Source organism: Blautia sp. DFI.6.71, assembly GCF_020593585.1.
GTDB classification, from domain to species: domain Bacteria; phylum Bacillota; class Clostridia; order Lachnospirales; family Lachnospiraceae; genus Blautia_A; species Blautia_A wexlerae.
Genome location: NZ_JAJDMJ010000017.1, coordinates 20405 through 36288 on the forward strand (window position 1 = coordinate 20405; position 15884 = coordinate 36288).

Sequence of the window (15884 nt, forward strand, 5' to 3'; positions counted from 1 at the left end):
AGATTCTAACCTCAATTATCTAATTTAATGTTTGCAAAAAGTGCGCCAAGAGATGTGGAAGCCTCTTCCTTTGAATCCGGAAGCTCGATCACTTCCTCCTCAATTTCCTTAGCCATCATATCTGTTGCCTCTTTGATGCTCAGACTTAATTTTCCATCTTTGACAGCAGTTACTTTTACCTTTACTTTATCTCCAACTGTCAGAACTTCTGATGGTTTCTTAATTCTCTTCTCACAGATCTGTGAAATATGAACCAGACCTGACAGACCATTTCCCAGATCTACGAATGCACCATATGGCTGTAAGCTCTCAACAACACCTTCTGTTACAAGTCCGACCTGCACATTGGAGATTTTTGTTTTTCTCTCCTCTTCTGCTTTTTCTCTTAATATTTCCTTTGCAGAGAGAATTAATCTTCCTTTTTCTTTATCAATATCGAAAACCTGAACCTGGATTGGTTTGTTCAGATATTCGTTTGTATCCTCCACATAATTCAGGGCAAGCTTTGAGGCGGGAATAAATCCACGTACACCTTCTACATAGGCGATCACGCCGCCATTTACAATGCCTTTTACCACCACATCAATTACTTCTTTTGAATCCTTTAATTCTTTCAGCTTATCCCATGCAAGCACATCTGCTGCTTCTGTTCTGGACAACAGAATATTTCCATTTCCATCGTCTTTACTCACAACAGTCGCAGAAACTTCATCTCCCACATTCACCTGTTCCTTTAAAGAAAATCCCGGTTCTCTGCTGTAATCCTCTGCCGGAATAATGCCTTCCGCATAATACTTCAAATCTACCACAACTTCTTTTTCATCTACACTGATGACAGTTCCTGTAAGAATATCCCCTTCTTCAATTTTCTTAAAAGAGGCTTCCAGTTCTGTTTCGTAATCTTTCATTGATTCAGCCATTATCTGTTTTCTCCTTTACCTGGAATAAATGTAACTCTTCTCCATCTGTTACAGGATACTGAACAGTTACAAATAGAGTATATTATGTCAGCTATTTTCAAACATTATAACACAATCACTTTAATAATGGAAATCTGAATTTTCATACAGATAGTTCACACAAACAGATATTTATATGTTACAATAATATCATCAACCAACTATAGCAAATCTATAAACAAGTCCCCTGTGAGATTACAAAAATCAACGGGGAACTGCCTGTATCAGGAAAGGATATTATTATACATGAATTATGATTCTGTCCCCTTGAGGGATTTTAAAGAACTGAATGACTGGGAGACAGTTATTTTTGTCTATCAGTCTGCCCTTAAACAGGTAGAAACAAAGATTGATATTCTAAACGGTGAATTTCAGCACAGACATAAATACAATCCGATCGAACATGTAAAATCCAGAATCAAAACTCCGGAAAGCATTGTAAAAAAACTGAAACGACATGGATATGAATCCAGTATCGAGAACATGGTACGCTATGTAAATGACATCGCAGGAATCCGTATCAGCTGTTCCTTTACATCTGATATCTATCTGATCGCAGATATGATTTCCAAACAAAATGACCTGACGATCCTTGCAAGACGTGATTATATGAAAAATCCTAAAAAGAGCGGTTACCGCAGTTATCATATGCTGGTTACCACACCGGTCTTTCTCTCCGACAGTATCATTGATACCAAAGTAGAGATTCAGATCCGCACAGTTGCACAGGATTTCTGGGCGACTCTGGAGCATAAGATGCATTACAAATTTGAGGGAGACGGACCTGACTATATCACAAAAGAATTAAGAGAATGTGCGCGATATGTAGCAGAACTGGATACCCGCATGGAAGAACTCAATAATGAAATCCAGAAATATGGAAAATTATCAGATAAAAAATAAAAAATCCCCGTAAAACGAGGAGTGCCCCGGCAGTGGTTTACCGGGGCTATTATTATGAAAAAAATTTATGTGTAATGATAACACATTACAACGTCTTTCGTAGGTTCTTTCGAACTATCTATATAGTAGCAATCATTTGTGAATAAATTATGAACTTGCAGTTAACTTTTCGTTTATTTGCACAATTATTTTATATTTTTTAATATTTTTTTATAGAATTACCACATATTTATAGTTCTTGTTTTATTTTATGCTTGTCTATCTTGTATATCCCCCATAATCTTCCATAACTATTTCGTCTTTTCACAGTTACGATTTGAGAATGAGCAGATTTTACTCAAAAAGACTCTTTGCAAAATCAGCCAGTTTATGCAGGATTCCTTTTACCTCTTCTTTACCAATCCCCATTTCTTCCAGTTTATCATATGCCTTCGTCACAGCACTCCTGAGCTGTTCCTCATCAATATCAGAATCCTTGATCTGTTTAACGATCTTTATGATTCTGTTCTCTTCTTCCTCCGAAAGGCTAACTCCTGCAGTACTCTCCGCAGTCTGGATCAGCGATCTGATCTGATCATCTGAAATATCCTGTTTTGCTGCCTCATTTTTCACATACATAATGATATCAACTACTTTGTCCGGATCTGATACAAGAGAATCAATCTCATTATCAGAAATAATCTCCTGTACAGATTCCGAAGTATCTGCTGCCATCGCCGGTACTGCCGGTGTCGTACATGTAATTGCTGCCGCAATAATAAGTATTCCTGCTTTTTTTATTCTCATGATTTAATTACCTCCATACTTTTGCCAGTCAATAATAAGTCTCTGTCTTTTCACTGTCAGCAGATTACAGACAATGAACAGGCATTTTCATTTACCGGCTCATTATATCAGAAATCTTATGCCTTCTGTAAAATAAATATCCCAATTTCTCTCTTCATAATTCCTTCGACATTTGTTCAAATTTTTTTCACATCTTAAACACGATTTTCTCATAATTGCAGGATATACTAAAGCCATAAAAATAATAAAGCCAACGTTATTTTTATAAAATTTCTTTTTCATATGTTGATTGCCGGAAGAGGCAATTAACTCTCCTTCCTTTTAAAAAATAAATTTGAACGTAATATAAAAAGCATCCGCTTAGCCACCGGATGCTTTTTATATTTATCTTTTTATGAAATTTCTGTAAATGCATTTGCCAGCTGTGCAAACTGTGCCAGTGTCAGTGCTTCTCCTCTGACACTCAGTGAAAGTCCACACATCCCCAACGCCTGCTCAATCTGTTCTTTAGAAAATGGTATCTCCTGTGAATTCTTCAGACCATTCACCAGTGTCTTCCTTCTCTGGTTAAAAGATGCTCTGATAATACGAAACATCAGCTTCTCATTCTTTACCTCAACCGGCGGTTTTTCATATCGTTCCAGTCTGATCACCGCACTTCCCACTTTAGGTCTTGGCATAAAACAGTTGGGCGGTACATTTGCCACGATCTTTGGTTTCGCATAATATTGCACAGCCAGTGAAAGCGCCCCGTAATCTTTTGTTCCGGGTCCTACCTGCATTCTGTCCGCAACTTCTTTCTGTACCATAATAGTAATAGAATCAACAGGAACCTGATTCTCAAACAATCCCATGATGATTGGGGTAGTAATGTAATATGGCAGATTGGCAACAACCTTGATCGGACGCCCCTGATTTTTTTCCAGTGCAAGCTGGCGGATGTCTACTTTGAGGATGTCGTTGTTGATGACTGTCACATTATCCCAATCTTTCAGAGTGTCGTCCAGAATAGGAAGCAGTGTTTTATCAATCTCAACTGCTGCCACTTCCCTTGCTGCTTCAGCCAGATACTGTGTCATGGTTCCGATTCCCGGTCCAATCTCCAATACAAAATCATCCTTTGTGATCTGTGCAGAATCTATAATCTTATCCAGAACATGAGTATCGATCAGAAAGTTCTGACCAAACCTTTTCTGGAATGCAAAATTATACTTCTGAAGCACTTCTATGGTATACTTTGGATCTCCTAGATACGGTCTGGGCATAATCTTTACTCCTTTTTCTTTATTACTTGTAACTGTACAAATACGCATTATTTAGTAAAATCTTTCTCGTACAGAACAATATATCCATCTCTGTCTATACGTTTCTTAGATACATTTCGTTTAAATTTACGGATTCCTCCCTGTGATTTTGCAATCGCAGCATCTATCAGTTCTTTTACTGCGCCAACATTCATAGGAGAATCCTCTTTCTGGTTAATTCCAATCAGATTATACAGCGCAAGCATTCCCATCTGATCAATAGCATAACCATTCTCTTTTGTATAAACCCTTGCAAAATTGACAAGTTCATCATTGGTAAATACAGGAATATTGATCATTGAAGTAAACTTCTTTGCGAATTTCGGATATCTGGCAATCAGTTTTCGCATACCAATCTTCTCATCTTCCACGATTACTGTAAGTCCGTCTGTGTTAACTTCCATGGCTTTGTCAAGCATCTCTACTGTTTCCGGTGTCAGCTGATTTGCATTTTCGATCACAAGAAAGCCACCTGCCAGCTTTGAAAAAATCTTATAAATATTTTTTCCGTTGATCTGATCTGCAAAAACATATGCTACTTTTGACGCTTCCAGATTCAGTTCTTTACAGATTGCCGGAATCAGGCCTGAGATCAGTCTGGTCTTTCCGCATTCCTTACCGCCCATCACAATAATATTTCCAGTTTTAGAAGACTTGTCTGCTGCAGCCATCTGTACATCATATAAAGTATCCACAAGCTGCTCTTTCATACCCGGAACCTTTACAAAATATGTAAATAACTGCTTCTCATCATCTGTAAGTTCTTTTTCTCTTGGTACGATATCCCTTGGATCTGCTCCATTTTCCGGCTGGATAGATTCTATAAAACGTTCCAGCTCCTCTTCTTCTGTCAGGGGGTGGGCTTCTTCCGTTCCCTCTGTATCATCTTCCGGATTCAGATCTGTATTCCCCATCGGTCCATGGAGAAATTCCTCTTCAGCTCTTCTGAGATCTTCTTCTGTAACCTCATCTTCTTCTTCAGCTTCTTCTATTTCCGGCTGCACCGGTATTTCCTTTTTCGGTTCTTCATCCGGCTTTGGATCAGCAACCTTTATATCTTGTATATCTCCGCTGAGGAAATCCGGTTCTTCCAGTTCCTCTGAAATATCATGGGCTTTTATTTCTTTATCATCAACATCAGTTTCTGAACTTTCTTCCTGTACTTCTTCTGTTTTTGACTCTTCTTCCTTCGGAATCTCAATTCCCTGCGCACTGGCAGCAGCAAGGATCGTATCCTCCAGATTCAACTCTTTCCCTTCCAGATCAAAAGAATCCATATTCAGTTTCGTCTCAGCAACTTCCTCAACTTTCGGCGGTTTGCTCAGTTCCATATTTTTCATGGATGCCGGAATATTTAATTCAGGCATCTTAATTGCAGCCATGGGTTCTGCCCCCGGTTTTTCAGGTTCTGCCTCCAATTCCGGAACATTTTCAGGTTCTTTCTGTGACGCATCACTCTTTATGATTTCTTCCGGAATCTCATCTTCCCTGGTGATACCGGCCTCGTTAACCATATCCATGGATTCTTCCGGAAACTCTTCTTTCTCTTCCTGAGTCTTACCTCCAAAGACATCCCTGATCCCCTTTGAAATCTTTTCCTGAATGCCTTCCATGCTGACCTGAACTTCCGGCTCATTGTTTTCTGTCGTTTCTTCCACTTCTTCAGCTTCAGGCTCTTCCTGCGCTTTTACTTCTGTTTCCGTTTTTTTCTTCTCCAGTTCTTTCGCCTGCTCTGGTGTAAGAAGTTTCGGAACAAACTGTTTCTCAAATTTTGCTTTCTCAGCACCTGTCAGCTCACCCATTCTCATTTTAAGATCATAGGCTTTCATAACATATTTGCCTTCACTGAACCAGAGAATGATTTCATTGCATAAATCCAGACATTTCTGTTTTTCTCCTGCTTTGTAATACAGGGCTGCCAGTTCATATGACCATTTCTCTGTAAATTCCTGTTCTTTATACTCTTCCAGGATTCTGATCTGCTCATTTAATGAAGAATTTTTTGCCCTTGCAATCTTGTACTGCAGAATATATTGTGTACTGTCATTCGAAGCCACCTGCTTATACTCTTCAAAAAATTCTTCTGCTTCATTGATATCATCCATTCGCAGAGAGATCTCAATCAGACGGTAAAGAATATTTTTTCCAATAGATGCCTTATGATATGCAAGAAGGAAAATCTCCTTACTGTCCTCATATCTTCCGTTTGCTGCATATATTTCACCGACAACACATAAGGTGCGGACATTTTTGACGCGTCTCCAGTCTATGCTGTCTACAATGTTCATGGCACCTTTATAATCTTTGTCCTGAACCAGCTTATTAATCTCTTCAAGTTTTATCCGAAATTCTTCTTTATCCAATGCATTCACCAACTTTCCATAATTACGCTCAGTGTATCATAAGCCCATACCCTTGTCAAAAGATTGTTTCTTCTTACACAGGCTGTGATACTGTTCCCTGAACTACCTGAAATACCTTATTTATCTGAAACTGATGACTGATAAAATCATCCAGCCCTGTACATGTTATCAATGTCTGGATATCACTGATACTGTCCAGAAGATAATTCTGCCTGCTGCTGTCCAGCTCGGACAGAACATCATCCAAAAGCAGAACCGGTGTGTCTTTTATTTTTCTCTTTACTATATATATTTCTGATAATTTAAGTGAAAGTGCCGCTGTCCTCTGCTGTCCCTGAGAACCGTATTTCCTGATATCAATCCCATTTGCCATTACACACAGGTCATCTCTGTGTGGGCCTGCGGATGTCAGTCTCATCCTCATATCTCTTTCTCTGTTGGCACAAATAGTACTTTCCAGTTTCTCTGCTGTACAGTCCGGTTCATAAATAACGTTCAGTTCTTCCAATCCCCCTGTAAGATTACCATGTATTTTTTGAACCGTTTCATTTAGTTCTTTAATAAATTCACTGCGCTTGTCAATAATCTTCCGTCCATATTCAGCCATCTGTATATCCCAGATATCCAGTGTATCTTTAAGTGAAGGCTGAACACTGAGATCCTTCAGCAATTTATTTCTCTGATTTACAATATGGTTATATGAAGCCAGATCTGTAAGATATATTTTATCTAACTGGCACAGTTCCAGATCAAGAAATCTCCTTCTCTCACCCGGACCATTTTTTATAATATTCAGATCCTCAGGAGAAAAAAACACCAGATTAACTACTCCGAAAAGCTCACTGGCCTTCCGGATAGGAAGACCATTGATCGCAACGCCTTTTGCTTTATTCTTTTTAAGATGCATATCAATCCTGTAGGAAAGCTCATCTCTTTTTACCATCATCCTGATATGAGATTCATCCTTTCCAAACTGAATCATATCCTTATCTCTGCTTCCTTTATGCGATTTTGTAGTTCCGCAAAGATAAAGTGCCTCCAGGATATTGGTCTTTCCCTGAGCGTTATTGCCGTAAAATATATTCGTCCCCTGTGCCAGATCGAGTTCCAGAGAATCATAATTTCTGAAATTTTTTAACTGAACAGATTCAATATACATTTATTCACCTGATCACTTTAATTTCTTTTCCATCATAAGAAACGATGTCACCTTCATAAACCTTTCGGCCACGACGGTCATCTACCTCTCCGTTTACTTTTACCAGTCCGTCAGTGATCACATATTTCGCTTCAACCCCGTCCTGAACCATATCTGCAAGTTTCAGTAACTGCCCCAGTTTTATAAATTCATCTCTGATTTTAATTTCTTCCATTTTCATTTACTCCCTATCTTGCCTGATTCTGGTTGATATTTACAGGCAGAATCAAATATGTGTAATTTTCCTCGTCATCCCTGATAAAACATGGTGCTTTTGGATTTACGAGGTAGATACTGATTGTTTCATCATCAATTACTTTGAGTGCATCGATCAGAAATCTTGGATTAAAGCCAATAAGGATATCTTTGCCCTCTTTATCAATATCAATATTTTCATTCATGGAACCCATTGCAGAATCAATACGTAATTCCATAGAATTATCTGTAATTTCAATAATGATCGGTTTCTTTTCTCCCTCTCTTACCAACAGAGTGGCTCTGTCGATACAGTCCAGAAATTCTTTTTTATTAATTTTAATTTTGGTTTCGTAATCGCTGGAAAGCATCTGATCAATACGGAAATATTCTCCATCGATTAATCTGGAAACAACAATAGTCTGGTCAAACTCAAATAAAATATGATTTTTTGAGAAATAAATATTTACAATATCATCAATTTCACCGGATAAAATCTTACTGATCTCATTAAGTGTTTTGCCAGGTACCACCACTTTGCGGTCAGCATAATCTTTTTTCAGTTCCATACGTCTGATCGCAATACGATGTCCATCGAGAGATACTATTTTCAGGTAGTTATTTTTGATTTCAAAAAGTTCACCGGTCATCAGCTTATTGGTTTCATTGGAGGCAATTGAGAAAATAGTCTGTCTAATCATCTCTTTTAATGTGAATTGAGAGATAGTAAGACTTTCTTCTTTCTCAATCAGTGGGAGATATGCAAAATCTTCTCCGGATTTACCAGGTATCGTGAATTTTGCTTTCTCACAGGTAATGGTGGCAGTAAGTTTCTCATCTGTTTTAATAGTTACCGTATTGTCTGGCAGTCGACGAATGATTTCATAGAAAATTTTTGCATCCAGCGCAATGATTCCTTTTTCTTCAATGGTTCCATCAACAATTGTTTCTATACCGAGTTCCATATCATTAGTAGTAAATTTGATCTGGTTTGTAGTAGCATCAATCAGAATACATTCCAGAATTGGCATTGTTGTTTTAGAGGGAACTGCTTTCAGTGAGATGTTTACACTTTTGAGCAAGTTGATTTTCTGGCAAATGATTTTCATAATGTGTATAACTTCCTTTCTTGGGTGATGTGGTTTTTTATAGATAAATATATAAAAGGAATCCGTCGTCGCCGCCGTAGGGGATGTGAATATGTGAAAAACTCCATTGAAGGTTGATTTTTCAAGGAGTTCAGATATGGATAACTTCGTGTAAAGGTGTGCTTAAAGTATGTGTATAACTTGTGTATAACCGAAGCGCCCAAAAAGCGGCGAAAAGTTATACACACTTATACACATTCAATCAACATCTTATACACATGTTATACAGTCAGTTATCCTCATCCCTGTGGATTAATTTTTTTCTTTAAAGTTTCAATGGTGTTTTTAAGGTTTTCATCGTTGTTGATTTCTTTTTCAATTTTGTCGATGCCGTGCATAATGGTAGTATGATCACGATTTCCAAGACATTTTCCGATAGATTTCAGCGGAGTTGAGATGATTTCTCTGCATAAATACATGGCAATCTGGCGGGGGGTTACAATTTTGGAGTTACGCTTATTTCCACAGAGGTCATCCACTGTAACATCAAAATGTTCAGCAACCATGGAAATAATATAATCCGGCGTGATGACTTTCTTTTCATCAGGGGAAATAATATCCTTTAACGCCTGTTCGGCAAGTTCAAGTGTAACTTCCTTTTTTTCAAGTTTGGCAAAAGCCATCACCTTGTTGATTGCGCCTTCCAGTTCGCGGATATTGGATTTAATATTGTTTGCAATGTATTTGATTACTTCCTCGTTAATATCATATCCATCCATTTCTTCCTTCTTATGAAGAATTGCCATTCGGGTTTCGTAATCCGGCAGTGTGATATCTGCGATCAGGCCCCATTCAAATCGTGAACGGAAACGTTCTTCCAGGATTTCCATATCTTTTGGAGGTTTATCTGACGAAATAATAATCTGTTTTTTGGCACTGTGCAGGCTGTTAAAGGTATGGAAAAATTCTTCCTGTGTAGATTCCTTTCCTATAATAAACTGAATATCGTCGACAAGAAGAACATCAATGTTTCTGTATTTTTCACGAAACTTGGTCATTGCCGAGTTATTTCCATTACGGATTGTTTCGATCAGTTCGTTGGTAAACTCTTCACTGGTAACGTAAAGTACTTTGCTGTTTTCATCATGATCAATAATGAAATGAGCAATAGAATGCATCAGATGAGTTTTTCCCAGACCTGCACCGCCATAGATAAAGAGCGGATTGTAGGTATCACCCGGGGATTCGGCAACTGCAAGAGCTGCTGCCTGGGCAAATTTATTATTGCTTCCGACTACAAAGGTATCAAAAGTGTATTTTGGATTCAAATGAGCTTCCTCGCAGCGTGCGTCCTGAGACTGCGCTTTTGGAGAAACTTCCTCTTTTTTCGGAACATCTTCCGGCAATATGAAATTGATGTCACAGTTTTCCATTCCGGTAACTTCACTGATCGTTACCTGAAGTGGAAGTTTATATTTTTTACTTATATAATTGAGACCTACCTGCTCTGAAGGCACGATAATAGTGACGACATTGTCAACTACTTCGTAAACAGTAAGTGGTTTTAGCCAGGTATTAAAAGAAACGTCGGACAGATCATGTTCTGTCTTGACGATTTGCAGGATTTCGTCCCATTTTTCCACAACTTTGTTCATTTTCTGGTTCTCCCGGTTCGTATTACTTCTATATTAAGCGTGTATTGATAATATTGAGTTTTCCACAAACTCTGACCGTATTCTTAAAAAAGACATAAATATCCTTATATATATTATAATAAAATGCCTGTTTTCGCAATGTATATTTGAGGGAAATGTGGAAAAAAAGTTATCCCCACTTTTTATGTGGATTAGTGTGGATAACAGTGGAAAAGCCAATTCCGGTTACCATAATGTGACGTTATTCTTTTAAAAACGATAAAAAATGGGGATAATTTTATGCACAGTAAGAAAAGTAGAAATAAAAGCATTTTTTTGAAGATATGTGTAAAATAGACAGGAGAAAGTGGAAAGATATATAGGTATTCCACAAGTTATCCACAAGTTATCCACAAAATGTGGATAATATTACGTAAACCAATTATGTAATCCACAATGGCATAAAAAACCATTTAAATCTTTGTGTAAATAATACTTGACGAATCCACCCTTTATGAATATAATTGAAATGATGTTCTAATAAGTAAAGTTGGCGGGCAGGAGAGCTGTAGAATCCGGTGTCTGTCATACTTAAAAAGTTACAAAATTTAACATGGATAATAGATAAAGGAGGTGCTTTACCTATGAAAATGACATTTCAGCCAAAAAAGAGATCCAGAGCAAAAGTTCATGGTTTCAGAGCTCGTATGAGCACAAAGGGTGGTCGTAAAGTATTAGCTGCCAGAAGATTAAAAGGAAGAAAGCATTTATCAGCCTAAGAATAAGACCGCAATTATGTGGTCTTTTCTTCTCTTAAAAAAGAGATCAGGAAAGGGGATTCTATGCAAAGATCAGAGTCCTTAAAAAAAAATCAAGATTTTCAAAAAGTATACAGAAATGGAACATCAAAAGGTAATCGGTATCTGGTGATGTACGTACTGAAAAATCAGTACATGAAGAATCGTCTGGGAATATCAGTAAGTAAAAAAGTAGGGAATAGTGTGGTTCGCCACAGACTCACCAGATTGATAAGAGAGAGTTATCGGTTGAATGAAGCGGAATTTGAAAACGGTTTGGACATTGTAGTAGTTGCACGCCCACAGGCAAAGGACAGAACCTATCAAGAGATAGAGAGTGCGCTGATGCATCTGGCGGGAAAGCACTGCATAGCAGGTAAGAACAATGATAAAGAAGTTTCTGATCAGAATAATTAAACTCTATCAAAAGTATATATCACCGATGAAGAGAACAAAATGTCCTTATATTCCCACATGTTCTCAATATGGTTTAGAAGCAATCGAAAAATATGGTGCATTAAAGGGTGGTCTTCTTGCGGTATGGAGGATACTTCGCTGTAATCCTTTTTCCCACGGAGGCTATGACCCTGTACCGTAAAGACAGGAATGTACTTGAAAATTGAATATTGATCGATCGAAGGAACCTCCTGTCATTTATGGATTCTAGGAGGAAATGAACTTGGAAATGATTTTAGCGACAAAGAGCAGCACTCCTATCATTGGTCAGCTTGCGACCGTTATGGGATGGATCATGGATGGTATTTACAGATTGCTGAATATCTTTGGAATTCAGAATATCGGTCTTTGTATTATCATCTTCAGTATCCTTATTTATGCTCTTATGACCCCACTGCAGATCAAACAGCAGAAATTCTCTAAGCTGAGTGCGATCATGCAGCCGGAGCTTCAGAAGATTCAGAAGAAGTACAAGGGAAAAAACAACGATACTGCTGCAATGCAGAAAATGCAGGAGGAAACACAGGCTGTATATCAGAAATATGGTGTATCTCCTACAGGAAGCTGCGTACAGCTTGCGATCCAGTTCCCTATTTTGATGGCATTATACCAGGTAATTTATAAAATTCCGGCATATGTAGGAAGCGTAAAGGATATTCTTGCATCTGCAGTTACCAGTATTACAGGTGTAAACGGATATACAGATATCCTTCAGCAGTTTATCACAGATAATAAGATGACAAGAGTTCAGCTTATTATGGATGGAAGTAAAGCTACAAGTAATTCAGTCACAGACTTTTTGTATGCATTATCACCTTCCCAGTGGAAAACACTTGCTGAGACAAGCCAGTTTGCAGGATTTACTGATACGCTGAACAGCACTGCAAAAGAGATTTCACATGTGCAGAATTTCTTTGGTCTGAATATCGCTGATCAGCCACTGACTTATATTAAAGCAGCTTTTGTAGGTGGATCTGTTCTTCTTGCTATCGTTGCGATTCTTATCCCGATTCTTGCGTGGGCTACACAGACACTCAGCATAAAGCTGATGCCTCAGGCAGCACAGCAGGGTGGTGATTCACAGCAGGACGCAATGATGAATTCCATGAAGACAATGAATATGGTAATGCCACTGATGTCAGCAGTATTCTGTTTCACATTCCCGGTAGGTCTTGGTATTTACTGGGTAGCAAGTGCAGCAGTAAGAAGTGTGCAGCAGGTTGTTATCAATAAAAAGATGGATAAGATCCAGATTGAAGACCTGATCAGTGAGAATATGAAGAAGATGGAAAAGAAGCGTGAGAAAGCGGGACTTCCACCTCAGAAGATTACAAATCAGGCCCATCAGAGCGCCAAGAATATCAATAAGATTGAAAAAGGCAGCAGCAATACAAATGTTGAGACAAGAGCCAAGAAGGTTGAAGAAGCTTACAAAGACGCTGCGAATGCAAAACCTGGCAGCATTACTGCAAAGGCCAATCTGGTAAAAGCATTTGATGAGCGTAATAAGAAGAAGTAGTCAGGAACGGAGGGGTTGGCATGGAGGATTATATCCAGTTTTCAGCGAAAACAAAGAGTGAAGCAATTACAAAAGCATGTATCGAGCTTGGCGTATCCAGTGACCAGCTTGAGATTCAGGTAATAAGTGAAGGCAGCAACGGATTTTTCGGAATCGGAAGCAAGCCTGCAGTAATTAAGGTTCGTAAGATTGAGCCGGTTTCTGAGGAAGAAGAAATGAAGGAGATCGTAGAGACAGTGAAACTCGATTCCTTCAAAGAGGAAGCCCCGGTTCAGGAAGAAAAGAAAACGGAAGCTATAAAACCGGTAAAGAAAGAAATCAAAGAGCCGAAAGTTGTTTCTGAGAAACCAAGACAGCCAAAACCTGTAAAGGAAAGGGCTGCAAAAGAAAAACAGCCGAGAGAATTCAGAGAGCCAAAAGAGAAACAAGTCAGAGAAAAGACGGCTAAACCGGTAAAACCGGCAAAGCCTGTTGAGATTCTTACAGATCCGGAAGAGATTAAAGAAGTAGAAAACAGAGCAAAGGTATTCCTTCGTGATGTATTTGCGTCCATGAATCTTGGAGAAGTAGAGATTACATCTGAATATAACACAACGGACGGAAGTCTGGAAGTTGACTTTGAAGGCGAAGATATGGGAATCCTTATCGGCAAGAGAGGCCAGACTCTGGATTCTCTTCAGTATCTGACGAGTCTTGTGGTAAATAAAGGTAAATCAAATTACATTCGTGTAAAACTTGATACAGAAGATTACCGCAAGCGCCGTAAAGAAACTCTTGAGAACCTTGCAAGAGGTATTGCTTATAAAGTAAGAAAAACCCGCAAGCCGGTTATTCTTGAGCCAATGAATCCTTATGAGAGAAGAATTATCCATTCTGCTCTTCAGGGAAATAAATTCGTTGAGACAGTCAGTGAGGGTGAAGAGCCTTACCGTCATGTAGTGGTAAAATTAAAAAGAAATTAATATTATGACTGCTTCATTGCAGATATGAAAAAAGAATGTTATTCTAGGTGAAAGCGTGAATAACACGTAACTTTGCGTGTGTACTTTTGCCTGGAGTAACATTTTTATTTTACGGAAAGTCTTGTATATATACCAGAGAGATTACACACTTGCAGAAAAAATAACAGTAGTCAGTGTGATTTTCCTGTTATGTATATAAGATGACAGAATTATTGTAACAGTCTACTGTTCCGCAGGGACGGAACTATTATAGAACAGGCAAGTGAGGAGAAAAAAATGGAAACAACAATCGCAGCAATTTCCACAGCCATGAGTGCGTCCGGAATCGGAATCATCCGTATCAGCGGTGAGAATGCCATGGATGTGATTTCCCGTATCTACAGATCAAAAGGCGGGAAGAAAAAAATAAAAGAAGTTCCGACTCATACCATTCATTATGGATATATTTATGATGGAGAGGAACTGATTGATGAGGTTCTGGTAATGATCATGCATGCACCGAGGACTTTTACAGGAGAAGATACAGTAGAAATAGACTGTCATGGTGGTGTATATGCTATGCAGAGGGTTTTGGATACAGTGCTGAAAAATGGTGCCGAAATTGCAGAACCAGGAGAATTTACCAAACGTGCCTTCCTGAACGGACGGATGGATCTGTCCCAGGCAGAGGCTGTTATGGATGTTATACAGGCGAAAAATGAATATGCGCTTCGCAGTTCCATGGATCAGTTAAGAGGTTCTGTGCAGAAAGCAATCCGAGATATCAGAGAAAAGCTGATTTATCACATTGCATATATAGAATCGGCACTGGATGATCCGGAACATATCAGTCTGGATGGATATCCCCAGGAACTTCTGGAAGTTGTGGATAATGAACAGAAAGAAGTGAAGCGCCTGTTGAAAACTTCTTCTGACGGAAAGATGATCCAGGAGGGAATCCAGACAGTTATCCTTGGAAAACCAAATGCCGGAAAATCCTCACTGTTAAATCTTCTGATCGGAGAAAACCGGGCTATTGTGACAGATATTGCAGGGACGACCAGAGACATTCTGGAGGAATATATCACACTTCATGGAATATCTCTGAAGATTATTGATACAGCCGGAATCCGGGAAACAAAGGATATTGTGGAAAAAATAGGGGTAGACAGAGCCAGAGAAATGGCACAGAAAGCAGATCTGATTCTTTATGTAGTGGATTCTTCTGTTCCGCTTGACGAAAATGATGAAGAAATCATGGAAATGCTTACTGGAAAAAAGGCGATTATCCTGTATAATAAAACTGATCTTCAGCCGGAAATCCAGCCGGAAATCCTGAAAGAAAAAACAGGACATCCTGTAATTCCGATTTCTGCAAAAGAAGAAAAAGGCATTACAGAACTGGAAGAACAGATTAAAGATATGTTTTTTGGAGGAGAGATTTCCTTTAATGATGAGGTATATATTACAAATGCCCGTCATAAAGCAGCATTGGAAGAGGCTGACAGAAGCCTTGATCTGGTCAGAAACAGTATCGAAATGGGAATGCCGGAAGATTTCTTTTCTATAGATCTTATGAATGCATATGAAAATCTGGGTAAAATCCTCGGAGAGTCTGTTGGTGAAGATCTGGTAAATGAGATATTCAGCAAGTTTTGCATGGGTAAATAAAAATCAAAAAATCGCCTTCGGCGATTTTTGAAAGAATAGAATGAGCAGTTGTAAAATAAAAGGAGACAAA

General features: G+C 38.6%; 15 protein-coding genes. 7 read left to right on the top strand and 8 right to left on the bottom strand.

Features of this window, described 5'->3' with window-relative positions:
- Nucleotides 1-11: 11 nt before the first annotated feature.
- A complete protein-coding gene (locus LJE12_RS09095; protein WP_022380403.1) occupies nt 12-920 on the bottom strand; it encodes a S1 RNA-binding domain-containing protein in 909 nt (302 codons plus the stop codon).
- A gap of 285 nt (nt 921-1205) precedes the next feature.
- Between LJE12_RS09095 and LJE12_RS09100 the strand changes: the two genes are divergently transcribed.
- Nucleotides 1206-1862, top strand: a complete 657-nt coding sequence (locus LJE12_RS09100; protein WP_020993340.1) for a GTP pyrophosphokinase — start codon at nt 1206-1208, stop codon at nt 1860-1862.
- Between the two features lie 333 nt (nt 1863-2195).
- On the opposite strand, the gene LJE12_RS09105 is transcribed toward LJE12_RS09100, so the two are convergent.
- The 7 genes from LJE12_RS09105 to dnaA all read right to left on the bottom strand — a co-directional run bounded on the left by LJE12_RS09105 (nt 2196) and on the right by dnaA (nt 10451).
- A complete protein-coding gene (locus LJE12_RS09105) occupies nt 2196-2648 on the bottom strand; it encodes a DUF1002 domain-containing protein (protein ID WP_008707996.1) in 453 nt (150 codons plus the stop codon).
- A 392-nt stretch (nt 2649-3040) separates the two neighbouring features.
- The gene (gene rsmA, locus LJE12_RS09110; RefSeq protein ID WP_008707998.1) at nt 3041-3913 is read right to left on the bottom strand and encodes a 16S rRNA (adenine(1518)-N(6)/adenine(1519)-N(6))-dimethyltransferase RsmA; all 873 of its coding nucleotides are present in this window, start codon (nt 3911-3913) and stop codon (nt 3041-3043) included.
- Nucleotides 3914-3960: 47 nt separating this feature from the next.
- Nucleotides 3961-6315, bottom strand: coding sequence for a hypothetical protein (locus LJE12_RS09115; protein WP_243871163.1), 2355 nt, complete (start codon nt 6313-6315; stop codon nt 3961-3963).
- Between the two features lie 73 nt (nt 6316-6388).
- Nucleotides 6389-7474 carry a DNA replication/repair protein RecF gene (gene recF, locus LJE12_RS09120; RefSeq protein ID WP_227226884.1) on the bottom strand — a complete coding sequence of 362 codons (1086 nt, stop codon included), beginning with the start codon at nt 7472-7474 and terminating at the stop codon, nt 6389-6391.
- Nucleotides 7475-7478: 4 nt separating this feature from the next.
- On the bottom strand, nt 7479-7688 hold the full coding sequence (locus tag LJE12_RS09125; RefSeq protein ID WP_008708001.1) for an RNA-binding S4 domain-containing protein: 210 nt from the start codon (nt 7686-7688) through the stop codon (nt 7479-7481).
- A gap of 13 nt (nt 7689-7701) precedes the next feature.
- On the bottom strand, nt 7702-8817 hold the full coding sequence (dnaN, locus tag LJE12_RS09130; RefSeq protein ID WP_055053962.1) for a DNA polymerase III subunit beta: 1116 nt from the start codon (nt 8815-8817) through the stop codon (nt 7702-7704).
- Between the two features lie 278 nt (nt 8818-9095).
- Nucleotides 9096-10451 (bottom strand): chromosomal replication initiator protein DnaA, encoded by a 1356-nt coding sequence (gene dnaA / locus LJE12_RS09135; protein WP_008708003.1) that lies wholly within the window; start codon nt 10449-10451, stop codon nt 9096-9098.
- Nucleotides 10452-11074: 623 nt separating this feature from the next.
- On the opposite strand from dnaA, the gene rpmH reads away from it, so the two are divergent.
- From rpmH to mnmE, 6 genes are all read left to right on the top strand, one after another.
- Entirely contained in the window at nt 11075-11209 is a 135-nt protein-coding gene (rpmH, locus tag LJE12_RS09140; protein WP_008708004.1) for a 50S ribosomal protein L34, read from the top strand.
- 63 nt (nt 11210-11272) lie between these two features.
- A complete protein-coding gene (gene rnpA, locus LJE12_RS09145) occupies nt 11273-11644 on the top strand; it encodes a ribonuclease P protein component (RefSeq protein WP_227226885.1) in 372 nt (123 codons plus the stop codon).
- On the top strand, nt 11613-11825 hold the full coding sequence (gene yidD, locus LJE12_RS09150) for a membrane protein insertion efficiency factor YidD (protein WP_008708006.1): 213 nt from the start codon (nt 11613-11615) through the stop codon (nt 11823-11825). Before rnpA ends, yidD begins: the two co-directional genes overlap by 32 nt.
- A gap of 87 nt (nt 11826-11912) precedes the next feature.
- The gene (locus tag LJE12_RS09155; RefSeq protein WP_118574753.1) at nt 11913-13202 is read left to right on the top strand and encodes a YidC/Oxa1 family membrane protein insertase; all 1290 of its coding nucleotides are present in this window, start codon (nt 11913-11915) and stop codon (nt 13200-13202) included.
- A gap of 20 nt (nt 13203-13222) precedes the next feature.
- Complete coding sequence (gene jag, locus LJE12_RS09160; protein WP_118614448.1) at nt 13223-14164, top strand: RNA-binding cell elongation regulator Jag/EloR; 942 nt, start codon at nt 13223-13225, stop codon at nt 14162-14164.
- Between the two features lie 276 nt (nt 14165-14440).
- Complete coding sequence (mnmE, locus tag LJE12_RS09165) at nt 14441-15814, top strand: tRNA uridine-5-carboxymethylaminomethyl(34) synthesis GTPase MnmE (RefSeq protein WP_020993344.1); 1374 nt, start codon at nt 14441-14443, stop codon at nt 15812-15814.
- Nucleotides 15815-15884 lie beyond the last annotated feature (70 nt).

Coding starts and splice junctions, on each gene's coding strand:
- LJE12_RS09095 (WP_022380403.1), bottom strand. CDS start 920: ATGGCTGAATCAATGAAAGATTACGAAACAGAACTGGAAGCCTCTTTT.
- LJE12_RS09100 (WP_020993340.1), top strand. CDS start 1,206: ATGAATTATGATTCTGTCCCCTTGAGGGATTTTAAAGAACTGAATGAC.
- LJE12_RS09105 (WP_008707996.1), bottom strand. CDS start 2,648: ATGAGAATAAAAAAAGCAGGAATACTTATTATTGCGGCAGCAATTACA.
- rsmA (WP_008707998.1), bottom strand. CDS start 3,913: ATGCCCAGACCGTATCTAGGAGATCCAAAGTATACCATAGAAGTGCTT.
- recF (WP_227226884.1), bottom strand. CDS start 7,474: ATGTATATTGAATCTGTTCAGTTAAAAAATTTCAGAAATTATGATTCT.
- LJE12_RS09125 (WP_008708001.1), bottom strand. CDS start 7,688: ATGGAAGAAATTAAAATCAGAGATGAATTTATAAAACTGGGGCAGTTA.
- dnaN (WP_055053962.1), bottom strand. CDS start 8,817: ATGAAAATCATTTGCCAGAAAATCAACTTGCTCAAAAGTGTAAACATC.
- dnaA (WP_008708003.1), bottom strand. CDS start 10,451: ATGAACAAAGTTGTGGAAAAATGGGACGAAATCCTGCAAATCGTCAAG.
- rpmH (WP_008708004.1), top strand. CDS start 11,075: ATGAAAATGACATTTCAGCCAAAAAAGAGATCCAGAGCAAAAGTTCAT.
- rnpA (WP_227226885.1), top strand. CDS start 11,273: ATGCAAAGATCAGAGTCCTTAAAAAAAAATCAAGATTTTCAAAAAGTA.
- yidD (WP_008708006.1), top strand. CDS start 11,613: ATGATAAAGAAGTTTCTGATCAGAATAATTAAACTCTATCAAAAGTAT.
- LJE12_RS09155 (WP_118574753.1), top strand. CDS start 11,913: ATGATTTTAGCGACAAAGAGCAGCACTCCTATCATTGGTCAGCTTGCG.
- jag (WP_118614448.1), top strand. CDS start 13,223: ATGGAGGATTATATCCAGTTTTCAGCGAAAACAAAGAGTGAAGCAATT.
- mnmE (WP_020993344.1), top strand. CDS start 14,441: ATGGAAACAACAATCGCAGCAATTTCCACAGCCATGAGTGCGTCCGGA.